Origin of the sequence: Bradyrhizobium sp. 191 (assembly GCF_023100985.1) — a bacterium.
Taxonomy (GTDB): domain Bacteria; phylum Pseudomonadota; class Alphaproteobacteria; order Rhizobiales; family Xanthobacteraceae; genus Bradyrhizobium; species Bradyrhizobium diversitatis.
The window spans coordinates 6,994,958-7,016,477 of record NZ_CP064692.1 but is presented as its reverse complement, the minus strand read 5'-3'; the positions used below and the strand labels follow the sequence as shown (position 1 = coordinate 7,016,477).

Genomic DNA, 21,520 nt, shown 5'->3' with positions numbered 1-21,520 from the left:
ACATGACACGACTGCATTTCGCCTCCGCGCTCCTGCCCTCGGGCTGGGCCAATGACGTGCAGGTGGTGATCACTGCCGGCGCGATCGCCGAGGTGACGCTGAATGTCGCACCCGTGCCCGGCGATGAGCGCCACGCAATCGCACTGCCTGGATTGGCGAGCCTGCACAGCCACGCGTTCCAGCGCGGCATGGCGGGACTTGCGGAGCTGCGCGGAGACAGCACCGACACCTTCTGGACCTGGCGCGAGACGATGTATCGCTTTGCGCTGGCAATGACGCCGGACGACGTTGCGGCTGTTGCGACGCTGCTCTACGTCGAAATGCTCGAGCAGGGCTTCACCCGCGTTGGCGAGTTTCATTACTTGCATCATGATCGCGACGGCTCGCCCTATGCGGATCCTGCCGAAATGGCCTCGCGCATTGCGCTGGCTGCTGAAGCATCAGGCATCGCCCTCACGCTGCTGCCGAGTTTCTATGCGCATGGCTCGTTTGGAGGAGCAGCGCCGCATGCCGGCCAGCGTCGCTTCATCTGCTCGGTCGATCAGTTCGCCGCATTGATGGCTGCTTCGCGCAAAGTTATTGCAGAATTGGCGGACGCCAATATCGGCATCGCGCCGCACAGCTTGCGCGCAGTGACGCCGGACGAGCTCACGGCGATCATTCCGCTGGCCGAAGGCGGACCGGTGCACATCCATGCTGCCGAGCAGGTCAAGGAGGTCGAGGATTGCCTCGCCTGGTCCGGACAGCGCCCGGTGCAATGGCTGCTGGAGCACGCGCCAGTCGATCAGCGCTGGTGCCTCATTCACGCAACGCACACGACGGACGAAGAGGTCAGCGCCTTTGCCAAGACGGGGGCAGTCGCCGGCCTCTGTCCTGTCACCGAGGCGAGCCTCGGCGATGGCATCTTCCCAGCGCGCGAATTTCTTGCTGCCGGCGGTGCACTCGGTGTGGGCACTGATTCCAACGTGCTGGTCGGCGTCGCGGACGAGCTCCGTCAGCTCGAATATGGCCAGCGCCTCAAGCATCGCCAGCGCAACGTGCTCTCCAGTGGCGCGGGTCGTTCGACGGGACGCACGCTGTTCGATCATGTGCTCGCGGGCGGAGCACAGGCGCTGGCGCAATCGACAGTCGGCCTCACGCCCGGTGCGCGCGCTGACATCATCACCCTCGACACTGCGCATCCATCGCTGGCCGGACGTCAGGGGGATGCGGCTATCGATGGCTGGATTTTTGCGGCCGGCAGCGGTGCGATCGATTGCGTTTGGGCCGGCGGCGCCAAGGTCGTCGAAGGCGGCCGGCACAGGCTGCGTCAGCCAGCGCGCGAGCGCTTCAATGCATCGGTCCGGAGGCTCGTCGCATGAGCCTCGTCACCGATGCCGACAAGCCGACGCTCTACAAGCGCATCCGCGCCGACATCGAGAAGCGGATCCTGACCGGCGAATGGCCGCCCGGCCATCGCATTCCCTTCGAGCACGAGCTGGTCGCGCGCTACGGCTGCTCGCGCATGACCGTGAACAAGGCACTGTCTGAGCTGGCGCAGGCAGATCTGATCGAGCGGCGCCGGCGCGCCGGCTCGTTCGTGCGCCGGCCGCAGCATCAGTCGGCGGTGCTCAAGATCGCCGACATCCGCGCCGAGATCACCGCCCTCGGCCGCGCTTACGGCTACGAGCTGATCGGCCGCAAGCTGCGCGCGGCGACCGCTTCCGACCGCGATCGCCTCGGCGTCAAAAAGGCGGGCAAGGTGGTCGCGATCACCTGCCGCCACAGCGCCGACAACGTGCCCTTCGCCGCCGAGGACAGGCTGATCGACCTGTCGTCCGTGCCGGATGCCGCGACCGCGGACTTCTCGCGCGAGCCGCCCGGCTCGTGGCTGCTTCACCATGTCCCATGGACCGAAGCGGAGCACACGATCAGCGCCATCGTTGCAGACGATCGCACCGCGGAGGCGCTCGACATCGCCGTCGGCGCGCCCTGCCTCGTGATCGACCGCTACACCTGGCGGAGCGCGCGCACCATCACCGCGGTGCGCCTGCTCTATCCCGGTGACTCTCACCGCCTTGTCGCCCGATTCAAGGGAGGCTGAGAGGACATGTCGGCACAATTCGTGCAACGCTTCGGGCAACGGTCCAGATGGGCCGACAGTGATCAACAGGACGTCAATCCATCGATCGGCAAGAGGACGACAATCATGCGTAGTTCAAAGCTATTTGCGACAATCATTGCCCTCGCGGCCACGACCCCGGTGCTCGCCGACGACGTCAAGGTCGGCGTCGGCATCTCCGGATGGACCGGCTTCGCGCCGCTGACCCTGGCGAAGGAGGCGGGCATCTTCAAGAAGAACGGCCTCGACGTCACCATCAAGAAGATCCCGCAGAAGGACCGCCATCTCGCGATCGCCTCCGGCGACATCCAGTGCGCGGCGACCACGGTCGAGACCTGGATCTCCTGGAACGCCAATGGTGTTGCGACCAAGCAGATCTTTCAGCTCGACAAGAGCTATGGCGCCGACGGCATGGCGGTGCGCAACGACGTCGCCGCGATCAAGGACCTGAAGGGCAAGACCGTCGCGGCCTCCGCGCCCGGTACCTCGCCCTATTTCGCGCTGGCCTGGATGCTGAAGAAGAACGGCCTCACCACGAAGGACGTGACCGTCGTGAACCTCGAGCCGGCGGCTGCGGCGCAGGCCTTCGTCTCCGGCCAGAACGATGCGGCGATGACCTATGAGCCATACTTGTCGACCGTGCGTGCCGCGCCGGACAAGGGCAAGATCATCGCCACCACGCTGGACTATCCGATGGTCATGGACACGTTCGGCTGCACGCCGAAGTTCCTCACCGACAATCCCAAGGCGGCCAAGGCGCTCGCCGACAGCTATTTCGAGGCGCTCGAGATGATCGCCAAGGACCAGGCCAAGTCCTACGAGATCATGGGCGCCGACGTGAAGCAGACCGGCGAGCAGTTCGGCAACTCGGCGAAATATCTGCGCTGGCAGGACAAGGCCGCAAACCAGAAATTCTTCGCCGGCGACTTCCTGACCTTCAACAAGGAGGCCGCCGAGCTCCTGCTCGAGATCGGCATCATCAAGGCCGCACCGAAGGTCGAGGACCTCTACGACGCGAGCTTCATCAAGTAAGCTTCTGCAAGCCGCCGGTTCCGCCACGAGGCGGAGCCGGCCCGTGATCGACTATTCGGATAGACAGTTTGATGCGTCCCCTGGACCCTGTTACATCGAGGCAGCGCGTGGCCTACGGCCTCGCGTTCTTCGTGCTGTTCGTCGCCCTCTGGTCGTGGGCGACGTTCGGCGGCCATGTGTCGAAGACCTTTCTCGCCAACCCGCTGACCATGGTGCAGGAAGGCTTCGACCTGCTGACCAAGCAGGGATTCGCGTTCGACATCGGCATGACGATCTGGCGCGTCGTCGGCGGCTTCGCGCTCGCGGCGATCATCGCGGTGCCGCTCGGCGTCTTGATGGGCGCCTACAAGCCGGTCGAGGCGTTTCTCGAACCGTTCGTGTCTTTCGCGCGCTATTTGCCCGCTTCCGCATTCATTCCGCTGCTGATCCTGTGGGCCGGCATCGGCGAATTGCAGAAGCTGCTCGTGATCTTCATCGGCTCGGTATTCCAGGTCATCCTGATGGTCGCGGTAACCGTCGGCGCCACGCGGCGCGATCTGGTCGAGGCCGCCTATACGCTTGGAGCGAGCGACCGCGGTATCATCCGCCGGGTGCTGCTGCCCTCCTCCGCGCCCGAGATCGCCGAGATCCTGCGGCTGGTGCTGGGCTGGGCCTGGACCTACGTCATCGTCGCCGAGCTGATCGGATCGTCCTCCGGCATCGGTCACATGATCACCGACAGCCAGGCACTGCTCAACACCGGCCAAATCATCTTCGGCATCATCGTGATCGGACTGATCGGCCTGATCTCGGACTTCCTGTTCAAGGCGTTCAACGCCTGGCTGTTTCCCTGGAAGCTCGCATGACGACGCTGAAGATCGAACGGGTCTCGCGCACCTTCCCCGCGCGCCACGGCAACGCACCGACCAGGGCGCTGGAGCCCACCGATCTCGTCATCGGCAACAACGACTTCGTCACCATCCTCGGTCCCTCCGGCTGCGGCAAGTCCACGCTGCTGCGCATCGTCGCCGGCCTCGACCGCCCGACCGGCGGACGCGTCACGCTCGACGGGCGCGAGGTGATGGGCCCGGGCGCCGATCGCGGCATGGTGTTCCAGTCCTACACGCTGTTCCCTTGGCTGACGGTGCGCGAGAACATCGCCTTCGGCCTGCGCGAGCGCGGCGTGGCGCAGGACGAGCGGAACAAGATCGCAGATGCTTTCATCCGCCAGGTCGGACTGTCCGGCTTCGAGAACCATTGGCCGAAGCAGCTCTCGGGCGGCATGCAGCAGCGCACAGCGATTGCCCGCGCGCTCGCCAATGATCCGAAGATCCTCTTGCTCGACGAGCCCTTCGGCGCGTTGGACAACCAGACCCGCGCCCTCATGCAGGAAATGCTGCTGGGGATCTGGGAGCGCGACCAGAAGACGGTGCTGTTCGTGACCCACGACATCGAGGAAGCGATCTTCCTTGGCAGCCGCGTCATCGTCATGAGCGCACGTCCGGGACGCATCAAGGCCGAGATCCATGTGGACCTGCCGCATCCGCGCTCCTACAAGATCAAGACCACGCCGGAATTCGTCCAGCTCAAGGAGCGGCTGGTCGAGGAGATCCGCACCGAGGCGCTGAAAGTTGCCGAACATGCCTGACACCCAACCCCGCGCCGACGGAAATCGCGTGCTCGCCGACCTCCATGCGCTGCGCGCCTTTGGCGCCTACAAGACCGGCGTGCACAAGCCGACCTTCTCCGAGCCGCACAAGCTTTCGCTGGAATGGCTCGTTCAGAAGCTGCCCGAGGACAACCTCTCCGCGACGATCGACGGCATCGGCAATGTCTTCGGCACCAGCACGAAGCCCGGACCGAAGTTGCTGACGGGCTCGCACCTGGAAAGCCAGAACTACGCCGGCTGGCTCGATGGTCCACTCGGCGTCGTCTACGCGCTCGAAGCCGCGCGCGTGCTCAATACCGATCCATCGCTCAACGGCGCGGTCGAGGTCGCCGCCTGGTGCGACGAGGAGGGACATTTCGGCCATTTCCTCGGCTCGCGCTCCTATGTCGGACAGGTGACCGAGGCCGACATTGACGCCGCGCGCGACCGCACCAGCGGCCGCACCATGCGCGATGCGCTTGCCGACATGGGTCTCGCCGGACGCCCGCGCATCACCGTCGAGCCGGGGCGGCACGTTGGCTATCTGGAGGCGCATATCGAGCAGGGCGATACGCTCGAAAGCGGCGGCCTCGCGATCGGCGTCGTGACCTCCATCGTCGGCATCTGGCAGTACCAGATCAATTTTACCGGCGAGCAGAACCACGCCGGCACCACGCGCATGGCAGTGCGGAAGGATGCCGGCCTCGCGCTGGCAAAATTCTGCGTCGCGATCGACGAACGCTTTCCGTCTGCCTGCGGCCCGCGCACGGTCTGGACCACCGGGCGCATCGCGCTCGATCCGGGCGCTCCGAGCATCATTCCGGGTGGCGCAGAGATGCTGTTCCAGATCCGCGACGATGATCCGGCCGTGATCGCGCGGCTGGAGCAATTGCTGCGGACCATGGCGGAGGAGGCCAGTGCGAACGGTCCCTGCACCGTCACCGTCGAGAAATTGCGCACTGGTGCGCCCGCCATGATGAATTCCGGCTTCCAGGACGCAATCGAGGCCGCGAGCAGGGCACTGGCCGGCGGCCGGTCCCTCCGCATGCCCAGCGGCGCCGGGCATGACGCGCAGATGCTCGCGACCGTCATGCCCGCGGGCATGCTGTTCGTGCCTTCGATCGGCGGCATCAGCCATCACTGGACCGAGAACACCGCCGACGCCGATATCGTCACCGGCGCAGAGGTCTTCGTCGACGCCTGCCGGCGGATCCTCGGCGGCTAGAGCGAGATGCGGCTGCCGATCTGCGGCAGTCGATCGCGCGGCACAAGCGCTCGTGTCCCGGACAAGCTGCAATGCGTGGAGCATTGCGGCGCAGAGCCGGGACCCAGAGCCACGCGGCAATTGCGGCCACAGGTGAAGCCCAACACGCGGCCTTCCCTGCGCGATGGTCGGACGACTTATGCCGTGTCTCTCCCGGGAGCCGAGTTCGTTCTGGCCTCCCTCACCCTCGCGAAATTCACCGGCGCCGCGTCATCCCGAGGTGCGAGTGGCGCGATGCGCACAGCATCGCACCGGGAGCCTCGAAGGATGAACGGCCACAGTTGGGCCGTCCCCCTTCGAGGCTCGCCGAAGAGGCGAGCGCCTCAGGGTGACGGTGATGGAGTCGCGATCATTGCTTCTACGGGTCATACGAGACAGCCGCGTTCGTTACGAATCTGCACTGGTTCCAACGATCGAATGCACATCGACCGAAGGTCCCCCGCGACCGCGACACCTCGTGTGCGCCACAGACATAAAGTCGCGACAATCGTCGGGCTTGTCGATCGCCCTGCCTGCTTCCCCGGGAGTTCTCATGTCTTCAGCCGACCGGCCGGCGACCCGCCTTGCGACCAGACTTGCCTTCTTCGTCGCAGGCTTCGGCATCGCATGCTGGGCGCCGCTGGTGCCCTTCGCGAAGGCGCGGCTCGGCGTCGACGACGGGGTCCTCGGGCTGCTCCTGCTTAGCCTCGGCATCGGCTCGGTCGTCGCGATGCTGCTGACCGGCGTTCTCAGTGCGCGCTACGGCAGCAGGCCAATCATCGTCGCAAGCGGGTTCATGCTCGCGCTGATCCTGCCGCTGCTCGCGATCGCAGGCTCGCCCACGTCTCTGGCGCTGGCGCTCTTTGCGTTCGGCGCCGCGCTCGGCTCGATCGACGTCGCCATGAACATCCACGCCGTGGAGGTGGAGCGCGCCGCGGGACGCCCGCTGATGTCCGGCTTCCACGCCTTGTTCAGCATCGGCGGCTTCGCCGGATCCGCGCTGATGACGGTGCTGCTCTCGTTGCAACTCGGTGCGCCGGCGTGCACATTGATCTGCTCCGTCCTGATGCTGCTCGCGATGTTTGCGACCTGGCCGCGCCTGCTTCGCTCGGTGCAGGTGCAGGACGGCCCGTTGTTCGTGCTGCCGCACGGATCGGTGCTGCTGCTTGCGCTGCTCGGCGCCATCACCTTCCTCGTCGAAGGCGCAATGCTCGATTGGGGCGCGCTCCTCGTCATCGGCGCGGGGCTCGTCACCGAGGCGCAGGGCGGAGCCGGCTACATCGTGTTCTCGATCGCCATGACGATAGGCCGGCTCGGCGGCGACGCGGTCGTTGCGCGCATCGGGGACCGCACGACCTTGCTCTGGGGCAGCCTCATCGCGATCGCGGGCTTTGTGATCCTGCTGACGGCGCCTGCCGCGGCGGTCGCCCTCGGCGGATTCCTGCTGATCGGGCTCGGTGCGTCAAACCTCGTGCCGGTGCTGTTCCGGCGGGCCGCGCGGCAAACGGTGATGCCTACCGGGCTTGCGGTCGCGGCGATCACGACTGCGGGATACGCGGGGGTCCTGATCGGCCCCGCCGGCGTAGGCTTCGTCGCACGTCTTGGCGGATTGCCCATGGCGTTCTGGCTGCTGGCCGGATTGATGGGCCTCGTCACGCTGTCGGCGCGGATCGTCACGGCGGAGCAGCGCCGGATGACGCGCGTCGATGCGTGAGCAGCCCTGCGCCGAATGACGGATGGGAGGGGCGGGATTGCCATCGGCCGCCATGGTCCCATGCGCGCGGGTCCAGGACCATCATCTTGGCATGCCAGCCTAAACCGTTCTTTTGCAGGCACTATTTTGGCTGGCCGAAGCAAGCCCAAGCCATCTGCGCCGGTCTGTCTGCCATGCGGCTTTCGGCCAGTTTACTGGACGCGTCGTTCTGCTAGATCACAACCGAATACCTTTTGACTCCCGTGGAGGGGGCAATGGCACGTGGAAACTCATAGTAATCACGACTCGCACATTTCCTTTGGCCCATTTCGGCTGTTTCCAAAGTCGCGGCTCCTGGAGAAGGAGGGGGCGCCGCTTCACATCGGCGGCCGCGCGCTCGATATTCTGATCTTGCTTGCCGAGCGCCCCGGTGAAGTCATCGACAAGAGGGAGCTGGTCAAACGCATCTGGGCCGACGTGAATGTCGACGAGGGCAGTCTGCGATTCCATATCGCAGCACTGCGCAAGGCGCTCGGCGATACCGGCAAGTCGACGCGCTATGTCCTCAACGTGCCCGGCCGCGGCTACTGCTTTGTCGCGCCGTTCGTTCAAGCAGCTCCGCCGGTCTCCTCAGTCGCGGCCGAGATCTCCCCTCCTCGCTCCCTGCCTGCTCAGCTTGCAAAGATGATCGGGCGAGAGGAGGTCATCGAGAAGATTTCGAACGGATTGACGGTGCATCGCTTCATGACGGTGGTCGGCCCGGGCGGCATCGGCAAGACCGCCGTCGCCGTCACGGTCGGGCATCGCCGCTCGGCAGATTTCGGCGGACGCGTCTTCTTCGTCGACTTCGGTCCGCTGCGGGACGCCAGCCATGTCACGACCACCGTCGCCTCGGTCCTCGGACTGACCGTGAGCTCGGAGGATCCGACGCCGGCCCTCCTGACATTCCTGAAGACCGGCCCCGCCCTGCTGATCTTCGACAGTTGCGAGCATGTGCTGGATACGCTGGCCCCGCTCGTGGAGCGTATCGTTCGCGAATCGCCGCAGCTTCGCGTTCTCGCAACCAGCCGCGAGTCATTCCGGAGCGAAGGCGAGCGGATCTTTCGTCTGTTCCCGCTGGATTGTCCGCCGGAGCGTGGGGGTCTCGAGGTCGCCGAGGTCCTCGCCTATCCCGCGGCTCAACTCTTCGTCGAGCGCATCGCGCAGAGCTCGGGTGCGTTCCAGCTCAGCGCTGAAGAAGCGCCGCTGGTGGCGAGCATCTGCCGGCGCCTCGACGGCATAGCGCTGGCGATCGAGCTCGCGGCGGGCCGTGTCAACGCATACGGCATCGCCGGAACGGCCTCCCTGCTCGACAGCCGCTTTTCGCTGCAATGGCGGGGGCGGCGCACGGCCGTGCCGCGGCACCAGACGCTCGCCGCTGCGCTCGACTGGAGCTACGACCTCCTGTCTCCGGCGGAAAGCGCCACCTTGCGGCGACTGTCGGTTTTCGCCGGGCCGTTCGCGCCGGAGGCGGCCGCCGCGGTCGCATCCGGCGAGGGCCTCAGCACCTCGGAGACGTTGGAGGCGATCGACAGCATGGTCACCAAATCGCTGATCTCGCCATCCGGTTCGCGGACGCTGCGCTATCGCCTGCTCGACACCACGCGCACCTACGCACTCGGGAAGCTGAACGAGCTCGGAGAGGCGCGGACGTTCGCGCGGCGCCATGCCGAGCATTTTCGTGATTTCTTCGAGCATGCGGAGGCCGATACATCGACACCGCTGCCCGAATGGCTGAGCATCTATGCGGGCGAGCTGGACAATGTGCGCGCCGCGCTGGATTGGGCTTTCTCGCCCGACGGCGACGCAAGGCTCGGCATCGCGCTGACGGCGGCCGCAATCACCCTCTGGGTGCGCCTTTCGCTGTTCGCCGAGTGCCGAGAGCGCAGCAGAACGGCACTGGCAGCGCTCGGAGACGGCACGGACAACGACCGCATCCGCATGCAGCTGCTGTCGGCACTCGGCTGGTCGCTGATGTATGGCGAGGGTCGCGCGCGCGAGGCGCGCCCGATCCTGGAGACGACTCTCGAGCTGGCGGACAGGCTCGACGATAAGGATTTCCGGCTGCGCGCGCTCTGGGGCCTGTGCATCGACCAGTTCAACAACGGACAGTTCGGCAAGGCCCGTGCGTTCGCCGATCGTTTTGCGAGCGCGGCGGCGAACTCTCCCGACAAGACCGACGTCATGCTGGGCGACCGGCTGATGGCTGTCGCGCTGCACTATCTCGGCGACCAGAACGAGGCGCGGCAGCGTATCGACCGGGTCAATGCATCGCTGCACTTTCTGGCGGAGAAGCCCAAGATCTTCCCGCTCGATCTCAGGATCTCGACGCAATATTTCCGGGCCCGCATCCTGTGGCTGCAGGGTCTCGCCGATCAGGCGCAGGCGCTGGCGGCAAGAAACATCGAGGAAGGCCGAGCCAACGGCCACGCCCTGACCTTCTGCAGCGTGCTGGGCCAGGCCGCGTGCCCGATCGCCTTCTGGGCCGGCGATCTCGACGCCGCGGAACGCCACGGCAAGGAGCTGCTCGAGCACACCGATCGGCACGCGATCCGGCTGTGGGGCCTGTGGGCAAGAGCCTTCAATGCGGCAGTCGTCGCCAAGCGCGGCGACGTCGCGATCGGCCTGCCGCTGCTGCGCGAAGAACTCAACCGCGCCGGCGATGCACGCTTCCTGCCGCGCTTTCTTCCACTGCTCGGCGAGCTTGCTGCGTGCTTTGGCGAAGCCGACCAGGTCGATCGCGGCCTCGACGTCATCGATGACGTCCTGACCCGTTGCAGCGACCGGCAGGAGCTCTGGTATCTGCCTGAGTTGATGCGCATCAAGGGAGAGTTGATGCTCAGGAGCGCGCGGCATTCAGCGGACGCCGAGGCACGCTTTCGCGAGGCCATGGAGATTGCCGTCCAGCAGGGCGCGCGCTTCTGGGAGCTACGCTGCGCGATGAGCCTCGCGCGGCTCAGGATGGGGGCCGGCCGGAGTGCCGAAGCTCTGGCCGATCTGAAGAATGTCTCCGGATCGTTCGCGGAGGGTGCCGAGATCGCCGACATGCGCACCGCGCGCGAGTTGATGGCACAACTCCGGAACTGACGGCGCCGCCTCGCCCCCAGCAGCAGCCGAGGGAGCAGTTCACGAGTTGGTCATCATGCCCGGGCTTGTCCCGCCTGCGCGGCCGAAGCCGCATCGGCGAGGCGAAAGCCCGAGCATCCACGTTCTTTGTGCGACGTGGCAAGGCGTGGATGGCCGGGACAAGCCCGGCCATGACGTCGTGGAGAGTTCGGTTTCTCCAACGCTCACTATCATACGCCCTGAGCGGCAGCCGCACGCCGTGGCAGCTTCCAGTCGGGCCGGATGAAGTGGCAGGTGTAGCCGTCAGGATAGCGTTCGAGATAGTCCTGATGCTCCGGCTCGGCCTCCCAGAACTCGCGAGCGGGCGCGACCTCGGTCACCACCTTGCCGGGCCACAGGCCGGACGCCTCGACGTCGGCAATGGTGTCTTCGGCGATCCGCTTCTGCGCTTCACTCGTGTAGAAGATCGCGGAGCGATAGCTGGTGCCCAGATCATTGCCTTGGCGATTGAGCGTGGTGGGATCGTGGATCTGAAAAAAGAACTCCAGCATCGTGCGGAAGCTGGTCCTGGCGGGATCGAAGATGATCTCGATCGCTTCGGCGTGCCCTTCGTGATTGCGATACGTGGCGTTCTTCACATGCCCGCCGGTGTAGCCGACGCGGGTGGAGATCACGCCCGGCTGCTTGCGGATGAGATCCTGCATGCCCCAAAAGCAGCCCCCGGCCAAAACTGCGCGTTCTGTCGTCATCTGACGCTCCATTGGTTTGATTGAGATATTCAGCGCTTGTCTCCCGCAGTATGCAAGCGCGGATCATCAACGTCATCGTGATATTCGAGGCCCAACGGCCCGATGGCCGAGACCTGCGTGACATATTCGCCTGATTTCGCCCAGTGAAAATGCCAGGTCTCGCCGGGCAGCACGATGACGCTACCGGGCGGATAGGCTTTCACCTTGTCGCCATCGAAGCGCTCGCCGAGCCCGATGTAGAAGACGCCCGACATGACCGTGTAGATGCGGTCCTCCGGATGCTTGTGCGGCATAAGCTTCGTGCCGCCGGGCACCTTCACCCGGACAAGGTATGGTCCGGGCTCGGAGGGATGGCCGACCATCACCGCCAGCCGCGCGCCCGCCGGGAAAGCGGGGAACGGCTGCCATGCGACGTCCTCGGGCAGGATTGCCCGAAACCTGTCTTCGTCCGGCTGATGTTGGCGAGGCAGATCCTGGCGCGGCATGGCAGCGTCTCCATTGTCTCGATCAGCCCAGCTTGGCGTCGAGCGTGATCGCGGCGTTGAGCACCTTCGACACCGGGCAGTTCTTCTCGGCCTCGCCGGCGAACTTCGCAAAGCCGGCCTCATCGAGGTTCGGCACTTTTGCACGCAGGGTCAGCGCGGACTTGCTGATCTTGAAGCCCTTGCCTTCAGGCTCGAGTGTCACCGCGGCTTCCGTCGACAGTTCGTCCGGCGTGAAACCCGCCATCTGGAGGCCAAACGCCAGGGCCATCGTAAAACAGCCCGCATGGGCCGCCGCGATCAACTCCTCGGGATTGGTCCCCTTCTCGTTCTCGAAGCGGGTCTTGAACGAATAGGGCGTCTGCGCGAGCACGCCGGATTCGCTCGAGAGATGACCGGTCCCATCGCGACCGGTGCCCTTCCAGACTGCCGTTGCCTTGCGGATCATTTCAGTTCTCCTTGTTTGATTTCAGCACCGGCGCTGCGTACCGGTGGAAAGGCGACATTGGCACGACCGCCCGTCATCGTTCCAACCGGCCGAACGCCGCAGCGGTTCCGTCAGCTAGGTGCCGATCTGCCCGACGTGGAAACCGAGCCGGTTCTCGACATCACCGGCGCGGTGGAAGCCGCGCGCCATCAGCGCCTCGATCCGGGTCTGGCTGGCGGGGCGGCCGAGCGCGGCCAGGAACGCATCCCATTCCGGCTTGATCTCGGCGTCGGACGGCAGGCTCGCGACGTCGACGAGGCGCTTGGTCTCGGCGATCGCCTCCTTGTCGAAGGACGCGATGCGCATCGCGAGCGCCTCGACGAAACCGTCGAGCTCGGCATCCGGCAAGGACCGGTTGACGTAGCCGTAGCGCTCGGCGAGATCGCCGTGGATGTCGTCCGCGCCGAGCAGCACTTCGAGCGCGCGGCCGCGGCCGATCAGGCGCGGCAACCGCGCCATCGGCCCGCCACCGGGCACGAGGCCCGCGCCGACCTCCCATTGCGACAGGATCGCCTTCTCGCGGCTGGCAAAGCGAATGTCGCTGGCGAGCGCGAGCTCGCTGCCGACGCCGGTGGCGCGGCCCCGGATCGCGGCAATCGAGACCACCGGCGCACGGCTGAGGCGGACCAGCATGTCGGGCAGCGCCTGCAGGCCGGTCGGCCCGGGCGGGATGCTCAACGACTCTTCCAGCGGTGCGAGGAAATCGTAGTGGGTAATGAAGAAGCCCTCGACGGCGCTGTCGAACACCACAACCTTCACGTCCGGATCTGTCTCGATCGCCGTGACGATGTCGCCCAGCAGCGGAAGCTGCTTCGGCCCGAAAATATTCACCGGCGGCATATCGAAGGTGACGCGCCAGTATGACGGCAGCCGGCGCTCCAGTCGGATGTCACCGGTCGTGAGATTGCGTTCGGGACGGTTCATCTCTTGTACTCCTGATGCATGTGTTCCCGCTTCAGATCGATTGCCGCAGCGGACGGAACGCGGTGCGCATCTCCGCACAGAACAGCGCGGGTTGCTCCCAGGCAGCGAAATGTCCACCCTTGTCGAGACGACTGTAGTGGATCAGCTTAGGGTAGGCCTTCTCGGCCCAGCTCCGCGGCGCGGCGTAGATCTCGTCCGGAAAGACGCTCACAGCGACCGGTATCTTGACGTGCTTGGGCGCGAAGAACACGAGCTTGTTCTCCCAATAGAGCCGCGCCGACGACACCGCGGTGTTGGTGAGCCAATAGAGCGTGATGTTGTCGATCACATCGTCCCGTGACAGACCTTCGGTCTTGCCGTCGAAAACGCGCGCGATCATTGCGGCACTGCGTGCGTCGTGGTCGAGCATCCAGGAGGCGAGACCCGCCGGCGAATCCACGAGGCCATAGAGCGTCTGCGGCCGGTTCGACATCTCGATCGCGTAGCCGAGACCATGCTTGTAGAAGTCGTCGAGCTGGTCGTAGGCGATGCGCTCGTCGGTCGAGAGATCCGGCGGCCGCATGCCACCCGGCTGAAGCGCCTTGGCGATGTCGTCGGGGACGGTCGCGGGCATATTGGTGTGGATGCCGAGCAGTTCGGGCGGTGCGATCAGCGCCATCTGCTCGGTGACGGCATTGCCCCAATCGCCGCCTTGCGCGACATAGCGGCTATAGCCGAGCCGCTTCATCAGCACGATCCAGGCTCGCGCGATGCGCTGGGGATCCCAGCCGAGCTCGGTCGGCTTGCCCGAGAAGCCGTGGCCGGGAAGCGAGGGGATCACCAGATCGAACGCGTCCGTGGCGCTGGCGCCGTGCGCGGTCGGATCGGTGAGCGGGCCGACGATCTTCATCTGCTCGATGATCGAGCCGGGCCAGCCATGCGTGACGATCATCGGCAGCGCATTCTCGTGGCGCGAGCGGACGTGAATGAAATGGATGTCGACGCCGTCGATGTCGGTGACGAATTGCGGCAGAGCGTTCAGCCGCGCTTCGATCTTGCGCCAGTCGTAGTCGCTCTGCCAGTAACGCACGAGCTCCTGCACCGTCTTCAGTTGCACGCCCTGCGATTGATCGGTGACGATCTCGCGATCCGGCCAGCGGCTGGCCGCGAGACGACGACGGAGGTCGAGCAGATCCGCCTCGGGCACGTTCACGTGGAAGGGGCGGATCGTGCCGTTCGTAGCCGCCCTCGCCGGCTGCAGCGGCAGCAGACTCGACACGCTGGCGGCAACCGCGCCCATCGCGGCCTGGCTCAGCAATTGACGGCGATCGGGGTTGAGGATGTCGGTGCGGACTTGCGTCGTCATTTGGATCTCCCTTGCTTCGACCAATGCCCGGGATCGGGTTCGAGAGCGGCACATCGGTCCGTTCTGTGCAGACATTGACGCGGGCAAGTCCGATTTGCGCGTTATGGCTTGTTAGGCCTCGTTAGCCCTTGCGAGTCCGCGCGATGAACCAGAACAGGCGATACCGATGCGGCACGGCGCGCGACGAGGTCAGTCATCGCGCGCCGTATCGGCCAAAGTCAGGAGATGCGCTGGCTGCAATTCACGACGGCAGCGGCTGGCCGGCCTGCTCGCGGACGACATAGTCGGCGTACCAGTCCGCCCAGTTCTCGTCGTGTCCGCCGGTCCGCGTCTCGTGCTCGCCATGCGCGGTCGCCGCACGGCGCAGCGCCGCCGCCAGATCGGTCGTCGACGCGAATGTCGTGGCGCCGCCCGCGATGCGCCCAGGCAGTCGCGTCGTGACCTCCTGGAACAGCCAGCCATTGCCGTCGGGGTCGCTGAACGATGCGAAGGAGCCGTAGCTGCCGCGTTTCGGGTCGGCACCGCCGACCCGAACGCTGCCGAACAGATACGGCTCGTCGGGCCCGGCATGAACGTCGCCGGCACCGTGAAATGGCGCGCTGACCTCGACGCCGCGGTCGAGCAGGTCCTGCCGGGCGACCTCCAGATCGGAGACGATCAGGTACAGGCCTCGCGCCGAACCGGGCGCTGCGGCCGTCACATTCCTGCCGAAGATCACCGAGCAGGCCGAGCCCGGCGGCGTGAACTGGATCACGCGCCAGTCCTCGCCCGACGAAAAATCGGCGTCCAGCCGCCAGCCGAGGCGGGCGTAGAACGCCTTGGCACGGTCGACGTCGGACACGGGGATCACGACGACCTCGAGCTTCAGGTCAACGCTGCGCGATGTCGAGGGCCTGGTTCCGGTTTCGCGATCGATTTCGATGGTGGTCATGTCGAACTCCCTGATGTGAGACGCGGCTGCATACATGGAAAAGCTTCATGCGACAGTCGGCATCACGATCGTCACCCGCGTGCCGCCCTGCCCCGCCTCGCCGTGCAATCGCGCGTGGATGCTGCGTGCGAGCCCTTCGAGGATCCGGCTGCCGGTGCCCTGAAGCGGGCCAGTCGCACCAATGCCGTTGTCGGCCACCGTGCAGAGCCAGGCGCCGTCGCGGTTCGCCAATTCGATGCGGATCAGCGCATCGCTCCGGTTCGGGAAGGCGTGCTTTGCCGCGTTCGTGACCAGTTCGGTGAGCATCAGCGCGAGCCGGTGACATTGAGCAGCCGGCAGCCTGCCGCTCTCGATCGCGGCTTCGCAGCGGATGCCTGCCGGCTCCAGCACCGCTTCGGAGAGGGCTCCGCACAGCTTTTCGAAGAACGGCTCCACGGCGATGGCCGATGGATCGTCGTTGTCGGACAGGAGCTGATAGAGCCGGCCGAAGGCGACGATGCGCCGCTCGAGGCGGTCCACCGCCAGCGACACATCCCTCTTACTCGCGCGCGTGAAGTCGCGGCGGACCGAGGCACCGAGCAGCGTCAGCGTGTTCTTCATGCGATGGTGGGACTCCCGCAGCACGAGTTCCCAGTCACGCGACTGATCATCGAGACTGGCGACGAGTTGAGGTCGAACGACGTGGTCGTTCGACCCGGCGCCGATACTGGACATCATAGCCTCCCCGTTGAAACAGGATCTCACTCAAACGCTATAGTGGATGCGTCGCGCGCGTTTTGCCCGTTAGACGTTGCAAGATTCTGTTATGATCGGCGGCGCCCGCGATCGCGCAGCGGACACGCCTGTCTCAAGGGTCAGGCGCGCTGACGAATCGTCGCGGTCGCGTCGTAAGCCGCTCGCGTTTAAGCAAAATTTGCGACACACGTCCCAGTGCAATCGGCGGTCGGCCACGCGATTTCGCCACTTTCGGCCAGTTTACTGGACGCCTCGATCTGCTAATCAAATTGCACACTTCAGCTCATTGACTGGAATTGTTGGCCCGTGCCGGACACTAACGAGCAGGATTCGGTCATAGCCTTTGGGCCGTTCCGCCTGTTCGTGAAATCGCGGCTGCTGGAAAAGGACGGCGCCCCGCTTCCCCTCGGCGGCCGTGCGCTCGACATCCTCATTTTTCTCGCCGAGCGCGCCGGAGAGGTCATTGACAAGCGGGAGTTGATCAAGCGCATCTGGGCCGACGTGAACGTGGACGAAGGCAGCCTGCGCTTCCACATCACGACGCTGCGCAAGGCTTTGGGCGATGCAGGTGAGGCCTCCCGTTACGTCGTCAACGTCCCGGGACGCGGCTATTGTTTCACGGCTCCGCTGCTCCGGCCCGCAGCATCGGAGAGCAGGACGAGCCCGCCCGCCGCTTCTCCCTCCTCGCTGCCCTCGCCGCTCGCGAAGATGATCGGCCGGGACGATGCGGTCGGGAGAATCTCCGCCGAGCTTGCCCAGCATCGCTTCGTCACCATCGTCGGCCCCGGCGGGATCGGCAAGACGTCGGTCGCACTCGCCGTCGCGCAGGGCGAGCTCGCGGCCTTCGACGGCCAGGTGTGCTTCGTCGATTTCGGCGCGCTGACCGATACCCGGCTCGTCCCCGGAACCATAGCGGCCGTGCTGGGCCTGACCGTCAATTCCGAGGACCCGATACCGGATCTGCTGACGGTCCTGCGCAGCCGGCGGATCCTGCTGGTGCTCGACAGTTGCGAGCATATCCTCGACGAACTCGCCCCTCTGGCTGAGCGCCTGGTCCGTGAGACGCCGCAGCTGCATATCCTGGCCACCAGCCGCGAATCCTTTCGCGCAGAAGGTGAACGCGTCCATCGGCTGTTTCCGCTGGATTGCCCGCCGGAGCGCGAGGGGCTCGGCATTGCTGACATCCTTGCTTATCCCGCAAGCCAGCTCTTCGTGGAACGCATTGCCGAGAGTCTGAGCGAATTCGAACTCCGCGATGAGGATGCCCCGCTCGTCGCCGAGATCTGCCGGCGACTGGACGGCATTGCGCTCGCGATCGAGCTCGCGGCCGGACGTGTGAACGCCTATGGCATTGCCGGCACCGCCTCGCTGCTGGACAGCCGCTTCTCGCTGCTGTGGCGGGGACGGCGTACCGCAATTCCGCGGCACCAGACCTTGAGCGCGGCGCTGGCCTGGAGCTACGACCTGCTGCCGCCGGCCGAAAGCGCGACGCTGCGCGGCCTGTCGGTGTTCGTCGGGCCGTTCACGCTGGAGGCCGCGCTTGCCGTCGCATCCTGCCAGGGGATCAGTGAGCCCGAAGCCGTCGAAGCGATTTCGAACCTGCTGTCCAAATCCCTGATCGCGACCTCGCCCACGGAGCGGCGGCTGCGCTATCGCCTGCTCGACACCACCCGCGCCTTCGTCGCGGACAAGCTCGTCGAGAACGGGGAAGCGGACCGCGTCGCACGCGCCCACGCCGAGTATTTCCGCGACTTCCTCCACGACATTGCCCTCAAATCCACTGGCATGCAGAGCGCCGGCGGCTTCCTTCCCTATGCCGACCATTTGCCGAATGTCAGGGCCGCGCTGACCTTCAGCTTTTCGGAGAGCGGCGATCGGACGATCGGCGTCGATCTGGCGGCCTCGGCGGCGCAGTTCTTCCTCGAACTGACCTTGCTGACGGAATGCTACCGCTGGACCCGGCAGGCGCTGGCGTCGCCGGATGCGCGCGCCGCGGACAGCCGGAAGGAGATGACCTTGCAGGCCGCGCTCGGCGTCTCCGTGATGTTCACGCAGGGCAACAACGAAGGGGTCCGGTCGGCCTTCACGCGCAGTCTCCAGCTTGCCCGGGGGCTCGAGGACCTGCACTGGCAGCTCTGGCTGCTGCGCGGATTGCACATCTACCTGACAAGGGTTGGAGATTTTCACGGCGCGCTCGGAATCGGCGAGCAGGGCGAGAGCGTCGCGCGAAAGCTGAACGATCCCACCGCCATGCTGAACGTCGAATGGATGCTGGGCGTGGCGCATCATCTGATCGGCAACCAGGACAAGGCGGTTCGGTTCTGCGAGAGCGCGATGGTGCACAATCCCGGCTCGCAACGGCTGAACATCGGCCATCTCGGCTATGACGACCGCATCGTGGCGCTGGTGGCGCTGGCGCGCGGACTCTGGCTCACCGGCCGGCCCGAGCGTGCGATCGAGGCCGCCAGATACACGGTTCGCGAGGCCGAGCTGCTCGAACAGCCGCTGACCCTCGGCATCTCCCTGATCTGGACGATTTACGTGTTCCTCTGGGTCGGCGACTGGGACAACGCCGAAATCCTGATCGAGCGGCTGATCGACCATTCGGCGCGGCACTTCCTCGGGCCCTATCACGCGGTCGGCATCGGCCAGAAGGGCGAGCTGCTGCTGCGACGCGGCGACGTTGCCGCGGGCATCGAGCACCTTCGCCGCAGTCAGGCCACGTTGCACGCGGCCCGGCACCGGATCATGACGACCGTGTTTGCGACGGCGCTCGCGGAGGGTCTCGCGTCCCAGAATCAGCCCGACGACGCCCTGCGGACGATCAACGAGGCGATCGCCCAGATTCCCGATCATGGGGAGTCCTTCGACATGCCGGAGATGCTCAGGGTCAAAGGCGACATCCTCGCCCGGTCGGGCAGCGCGGTGGAGGCCGAGAGCTGCTTGCGCGAATCGCTCGATCTGTCGCAGCGCCAATGCGCAGTCGGCTGGGAGCTCCGGGGCGCGATCAGCCTCGGTCGCATCTGGCGCGAGGCCGGAAAGGCCGGCGACGCACGCGACTTGCTCGCCCCGCTCGTCGGGCGCTACCAGGAGGGGCTCCAGACCCGCGATCTGGTCGCCGCAAGGGAGTTGCTGGGTACGCTGAATTGACAGCATCTTCAACGGCATACCGCCAAACTGCCTGCTCGCAACTCCTAACAACTTCTAACACGCCAAGCCGCCTGCGCCCCGCCATGGTGACGACACTTCATGGTGGATATGGCGGGACATGGCGCTTCTTGACGACGTAATGGATGCCAGCGGCGGCTTGACCCACTGGAACAGCCTGAACCGGTTTACGCTCCACCTTTCCGTCGGCGGATCGCTGTTCTCCAGCGCCGGACATGCCCAGGAATTCAAGGACGTGACCGCGGAAGGCTCGACCCGCGCGCAGTCGCTCCGGTTCACCGGCATCACCGGGGGCGAACACTCCGGCTCCTTTCAACCCGACGCGATCACGATCGAGAGCCTGGATGGTGAAGTTCTGCGGACCTGGCGCAACCCGAGCCTCGCGTTGACCGAGGCCGGCTCGCCTGCGCTTGCGGACGAACTGCATCTGGTCTTCTTCTGCGGCGTCGCAATCTGGAACTATCTGACCAGCCCGTTCCTGCTCGCCCATCCCGATGTCATTGTGGAGGAGCTGCCGCCCTGGCGTGAGGGCGCCGAGACGTGGCGGCGGCTCCGGGCACAATTTCCCCCGCACCTCATCACGCTCGCGCCCGAACAGATCTTCTATTTCGACGAGAGCGCCCTGCAACGTCGGACGGATCACGATCTCTTCGGAAACAAGGTCGCACACTTCTCCTGGGCTCATGACAGCTTCTGCGGCATCGTCGTGCCGACACTTCGACGCGTGCAGACGCTGCAGCCTGACGGAACGGTCATCGCCAGGCCCGTGCTGATGGACGTCGAGATCTTCGACGCCATCTTCGAGTAGAGACGACCACCCGCGGGAGCGGCGACCACTGCTCTCAACGCCTAACAATACATAACGAGCCAATAGACGGCACCTGGTGCAGATTGCACACGCGAGCAACCAACGACGTGTGCCATCGGAGCAATGACATGAAGGTTCCAGCTACCCTTGCACTCTCGGCAGCCCTGGCCTGCGCGACTGCGCACGCCTCGGCACAGGACCTGCGATCGAGCCGGCGTTCGATCAGCTATCACACCGTCAATATCCAGGGCCTCGAGATCTTCTACCGCGAGGCCGGCCCCGCCGACGCACCGACCCTGCTGCTGCTGCATGGCTTCCCCTCCTCGTCGCGGATGTGGGAGCCTCTGCTGCCGCTGCTCGCCGACAGATATCACGTGATCGCACCTGATTATCCCGGATTCGGCAACAGCAGCGCGCCGCCGCCGTCCACTTTCACCTATACGTTCGACAACATCGCCGGCGTGATCGGAGAGCTCACGACGAAGCTCGGTCTCGGCAAATATGTTCTGTTCATGCAAGACTACGGCGGTCCGGTCGGCTTCCGCATGGCGCTGGCGCATGCCGAACGTGTCCGCGGAATCATCATCCAGAATGCGGTGTCGCACGAGCAGGGTTTGAGCCCGCTCTGGGAAGCGCGTCGCAGGTACTGGGCCGATCCGGCACACGAGCTCGAGGCGCTCAAGGCCAATTTCACCTCGCTGGCGGCGACGCGTCAGCGGCATCTCGGCTCAAGCCCGCATCCCGAACGCTACGACCCCGACACCTGGAACGACGAATACGCGTTCCTGACACGCCCCGGCCAGGCCGAGATCCAGGCCACGCTGTTCCTGGACTACCGGACCAACGTCGCCTCCTGTCCCAAATGGCAGGATTGGTTGCGCAAGACGCGGCCGCCGACGCTGGTGGTCTGGGGCAAATACGATCCGTCTTTCACCGTCGCCGGCGCCACAGCCTATCGCGACGATGTGCCGGATGCCGAGGTTCACATTCTAGAGGCGGGCCACTTCGCGCTGGATGAAGCCGCCGACGAAATCGCCGCGCTCGTTCGCGACTTCCTTGCGCGCCTGGAAAAGGACAAGGGCTAGGCCCG

Annotated in this window: 18 protein-coding genes; 11 read left to right on the top strand and 7 right to left on the bottom strand. The window is 65.5% G+C overall.

What is annotated here, in order from left to right; translation table 11 throughout:
* Nucleotides 1–2: 2 nt before the first annotated feature.
* From IVB23_RS32850 to IVB23_RS32815, 8 genes are all read left to right on the top strand, one after another.
* Complete coding sequence (locus tag IVB23_RS32850) at nt 3–1,361, top strand: formimidoylglutamate deiminase (protein ID WP_247801322.1); 1,359 nt, start codon at nt 3–5, stop codon at nt 1,359–1,361.
* Entirely contained in the window at nt 1,358–2,083 is a 726-nt protein-coding gene (hutC, locus tag IVB23_RS32845; RefSeq protein WP_061883505.1) for a histidine utilization repressor, read from the top strand. Before IVB23_RS32850 ends, hutC begins: the two co-directional genes overlap by 4 nt.
* A gap of 105 nt (nt 2,084–2,188) precedes the next feature.
* A complete protein-coding gene (locus IVB23_RS32840) occupies nt 2,189–3,133 on the top strand; it encodes an ABC transporter substrate-binding protein (protein WP_061883642.1) in 945 nt (314 codons plus the stop codon).
* Nucleotides 3,134–3,204: 71 nt separating this feature from the next.
* A complete protein-coding gene (locus IVB23_RS32835; RefSeq protein WP_247801321.1) occupies nt 3,205–3,978 on the top strand; it encodes an ABC transporter permease in 774 nt (257 codons plus the stop codon).
* Entirely contained in the window at nt 3,975–4,760 is a 786-nt protein-coding gene (locus tag IVB23_RS32830; RefSeq protein ID WP_247801320.1) for an ABC transporter ATP-binding protein, read from the top strand. The genes IVB23_RS32835 and IVB23_RS32830 overlap by 4 nt, the downstream gene beginning before the upstream one ends.
* Nucleotides 4,753–5,985, top strand: a complete 1,233-nt coding sequence (locus IVB23_RS32825) for a Zn-dependent hydrolase (RefSeq protein WP_247801319.1) — start codon at nt 4,753–4,755, stop codon at nt 5,983–5,985. Before IVB23_RS32830 ends, IVB23_RS32825 begins: the two co-directional genes overlap by 8 nt.
* Nucleotides 5,986–6,556: 571 nt before the next feature.
* Entirely contained in the window at nt 6,557–7,717 is a 1,161-nt protein-coding gene (locus IVB23_RS32820; RefSeq protein WP_247801318.1) for an MFS transporter, read from the top strand.
* A gap of 261 nt (nt 7,718–7,978) precedes the next feature.
* Nucleotides 7,979–10,822, top strand: a complete 2,844-nt coding sequence (locus tag IVB23_RS32815) for a winged helix-turn-helix domain-containing protein (RefSeq protein ID WP_247801317.1) — start codon at nt 7,979–7,981, stop codon at nt 10,820–10,822.
* Between the two features lie 209 nt (nt 10,823–11,031).
* Here the strand turns inward: IVB23_RS32815 and msrA are convergent, their stop codons facing one another.
* The 7 genes from msrA to IVB23_RS32780 form a co-directional block, all read right to left on the bottom strand.
* Nucleotides 11,032–11,550, bottom strand: a complete 519-nt coding sequence (gene msrA, locus IVB23_RS32810; RefSeq protein WP_061883644.1) for a peptide-methionine (S)-S-oxide reductase MsrA — start codon at nt 11,548–11,550, stop codon at nt 11,032–11,034.
* Between the two features lie 29 nt (nt 11,551–11,579).
* Nucleotides 11,580–12,035: a cupin domain-containing protein gene (locus tag IVB23_RS32805; RefSeq protein WP_247801316.1), complete on the bottom strand. Its 456-nt coding sequence runs from the start codon at nt 12,033–12,035 to the stop codon at nt 11,580–11,582.
* Between the two features lie 22 nt (nt 12,036–12,057).
* Nucleotides 12,058–12,480, bottom strand: a complete 423-nt coding sequence (locus tag IVB23_RS32800) for an OsmC family protein (RefSeq protein ID WP_061883511.1) — start codon at nt 12,478–12,480, stop codon at nt 12,058–12,060.
* Between the two features lie 114 nt (nt 12,481–12,594).
* Entirely contained in the window at nt 12,595–13,443 is an 849-nt protein-coding gene (locus tag IVB23_RS32795) for an enoyl-CoA hydratase/isomerase family protein (RefSeq protein WP_247801315.1), read from the bottom strand.
* 31 nt (nt 13,444–13,474) lie between these two features.
* Nucleotides 13,475–14,788 carry an epoxide hydrolase family protein gene (locus IVB23_RS32790; protein WP_247801314.1) on the bottom strand — a complete coding sequence of 438 codons (1,314 nt, stop codon included), beginning with the start codon at nt 14,786–14,788 and terminating at the stop codon, nt 13,475–13,477.
* Between the two features lie 241 nt (nt 14,789–15,029).
* On the bottom strand, nt 15,030–15,719 hold the full coding sequence (locus IVB23_RS32785; protein ID WP_247801313.1) for a VOC family protein: 690 nt from the start codon (nt 15,717–15,719) through the stop codon (nt 15,030–15,032).
* Between the two features lie 45 nt (nt 15,720–15,764).
* Nucleotides 15,765–16,433, bottom strand: a complete 669-nt coding sequence (locus IVB23_RS32780; protein WP_247801312.1) for a sensor histidine kinase — start codon at nt 16,431–16,433, stop codon at nt 15,765–15,767.
* 327 nt (nt 16,434–16,760) lie between these two features.
* Here IVB23_RS32780 and IVB23_RS32775 point away from each other — a divergent pair, with 327 nt between their 5' ends.
* The 3 genes from IVB23_RS32775 (at nt 16,761) to IVB23_RS32765 (ending at nt 21,515) form a co-directional block, all read left to right on the top strand.
* On the top strand, nt 16,761–19,604 hold the full coding sequence (locus IVB23_RS32775) for a winged helix-turn-helix domain-containing protein (protein ID WP_247801311.1): 2,844 nt from the start codon (nt 16,761–16,763) through the stop codon (nt 19,602–19,604).
* A 118-nt stretch (nt 19,605–19,722) separates the two neighbouring features.
* The gene (locus tag IVB23_RS32770; RefSeq protein WP_247801310.1) at nt 19,723–20,430 is read left to right on the top strand and encodes a hypothetical protein; all 708 of its coding nucleotides are present in this window, start codon (nt 19,723–19,725) and stop codon (nt 20,428–20,430) included.
* Nucleotides 20,431–20,558: 128 nt separating this feature from the next.
* The gene (locus tag IVB23_RS32765; RefSeq protein ID WP_247801309.1) at nt 20,559–21,515 is read left to right on the top strand and encodes an alpha/beta hydrolase; all 957 of its coding nucleotides are present in this window, start codon (nt 20,559–20,561) and stop codon (nt 21,513–21,515) included.
* The last annotated feature ends 5 nt before the right edge of the window (nt 21,516–21,520 follow it).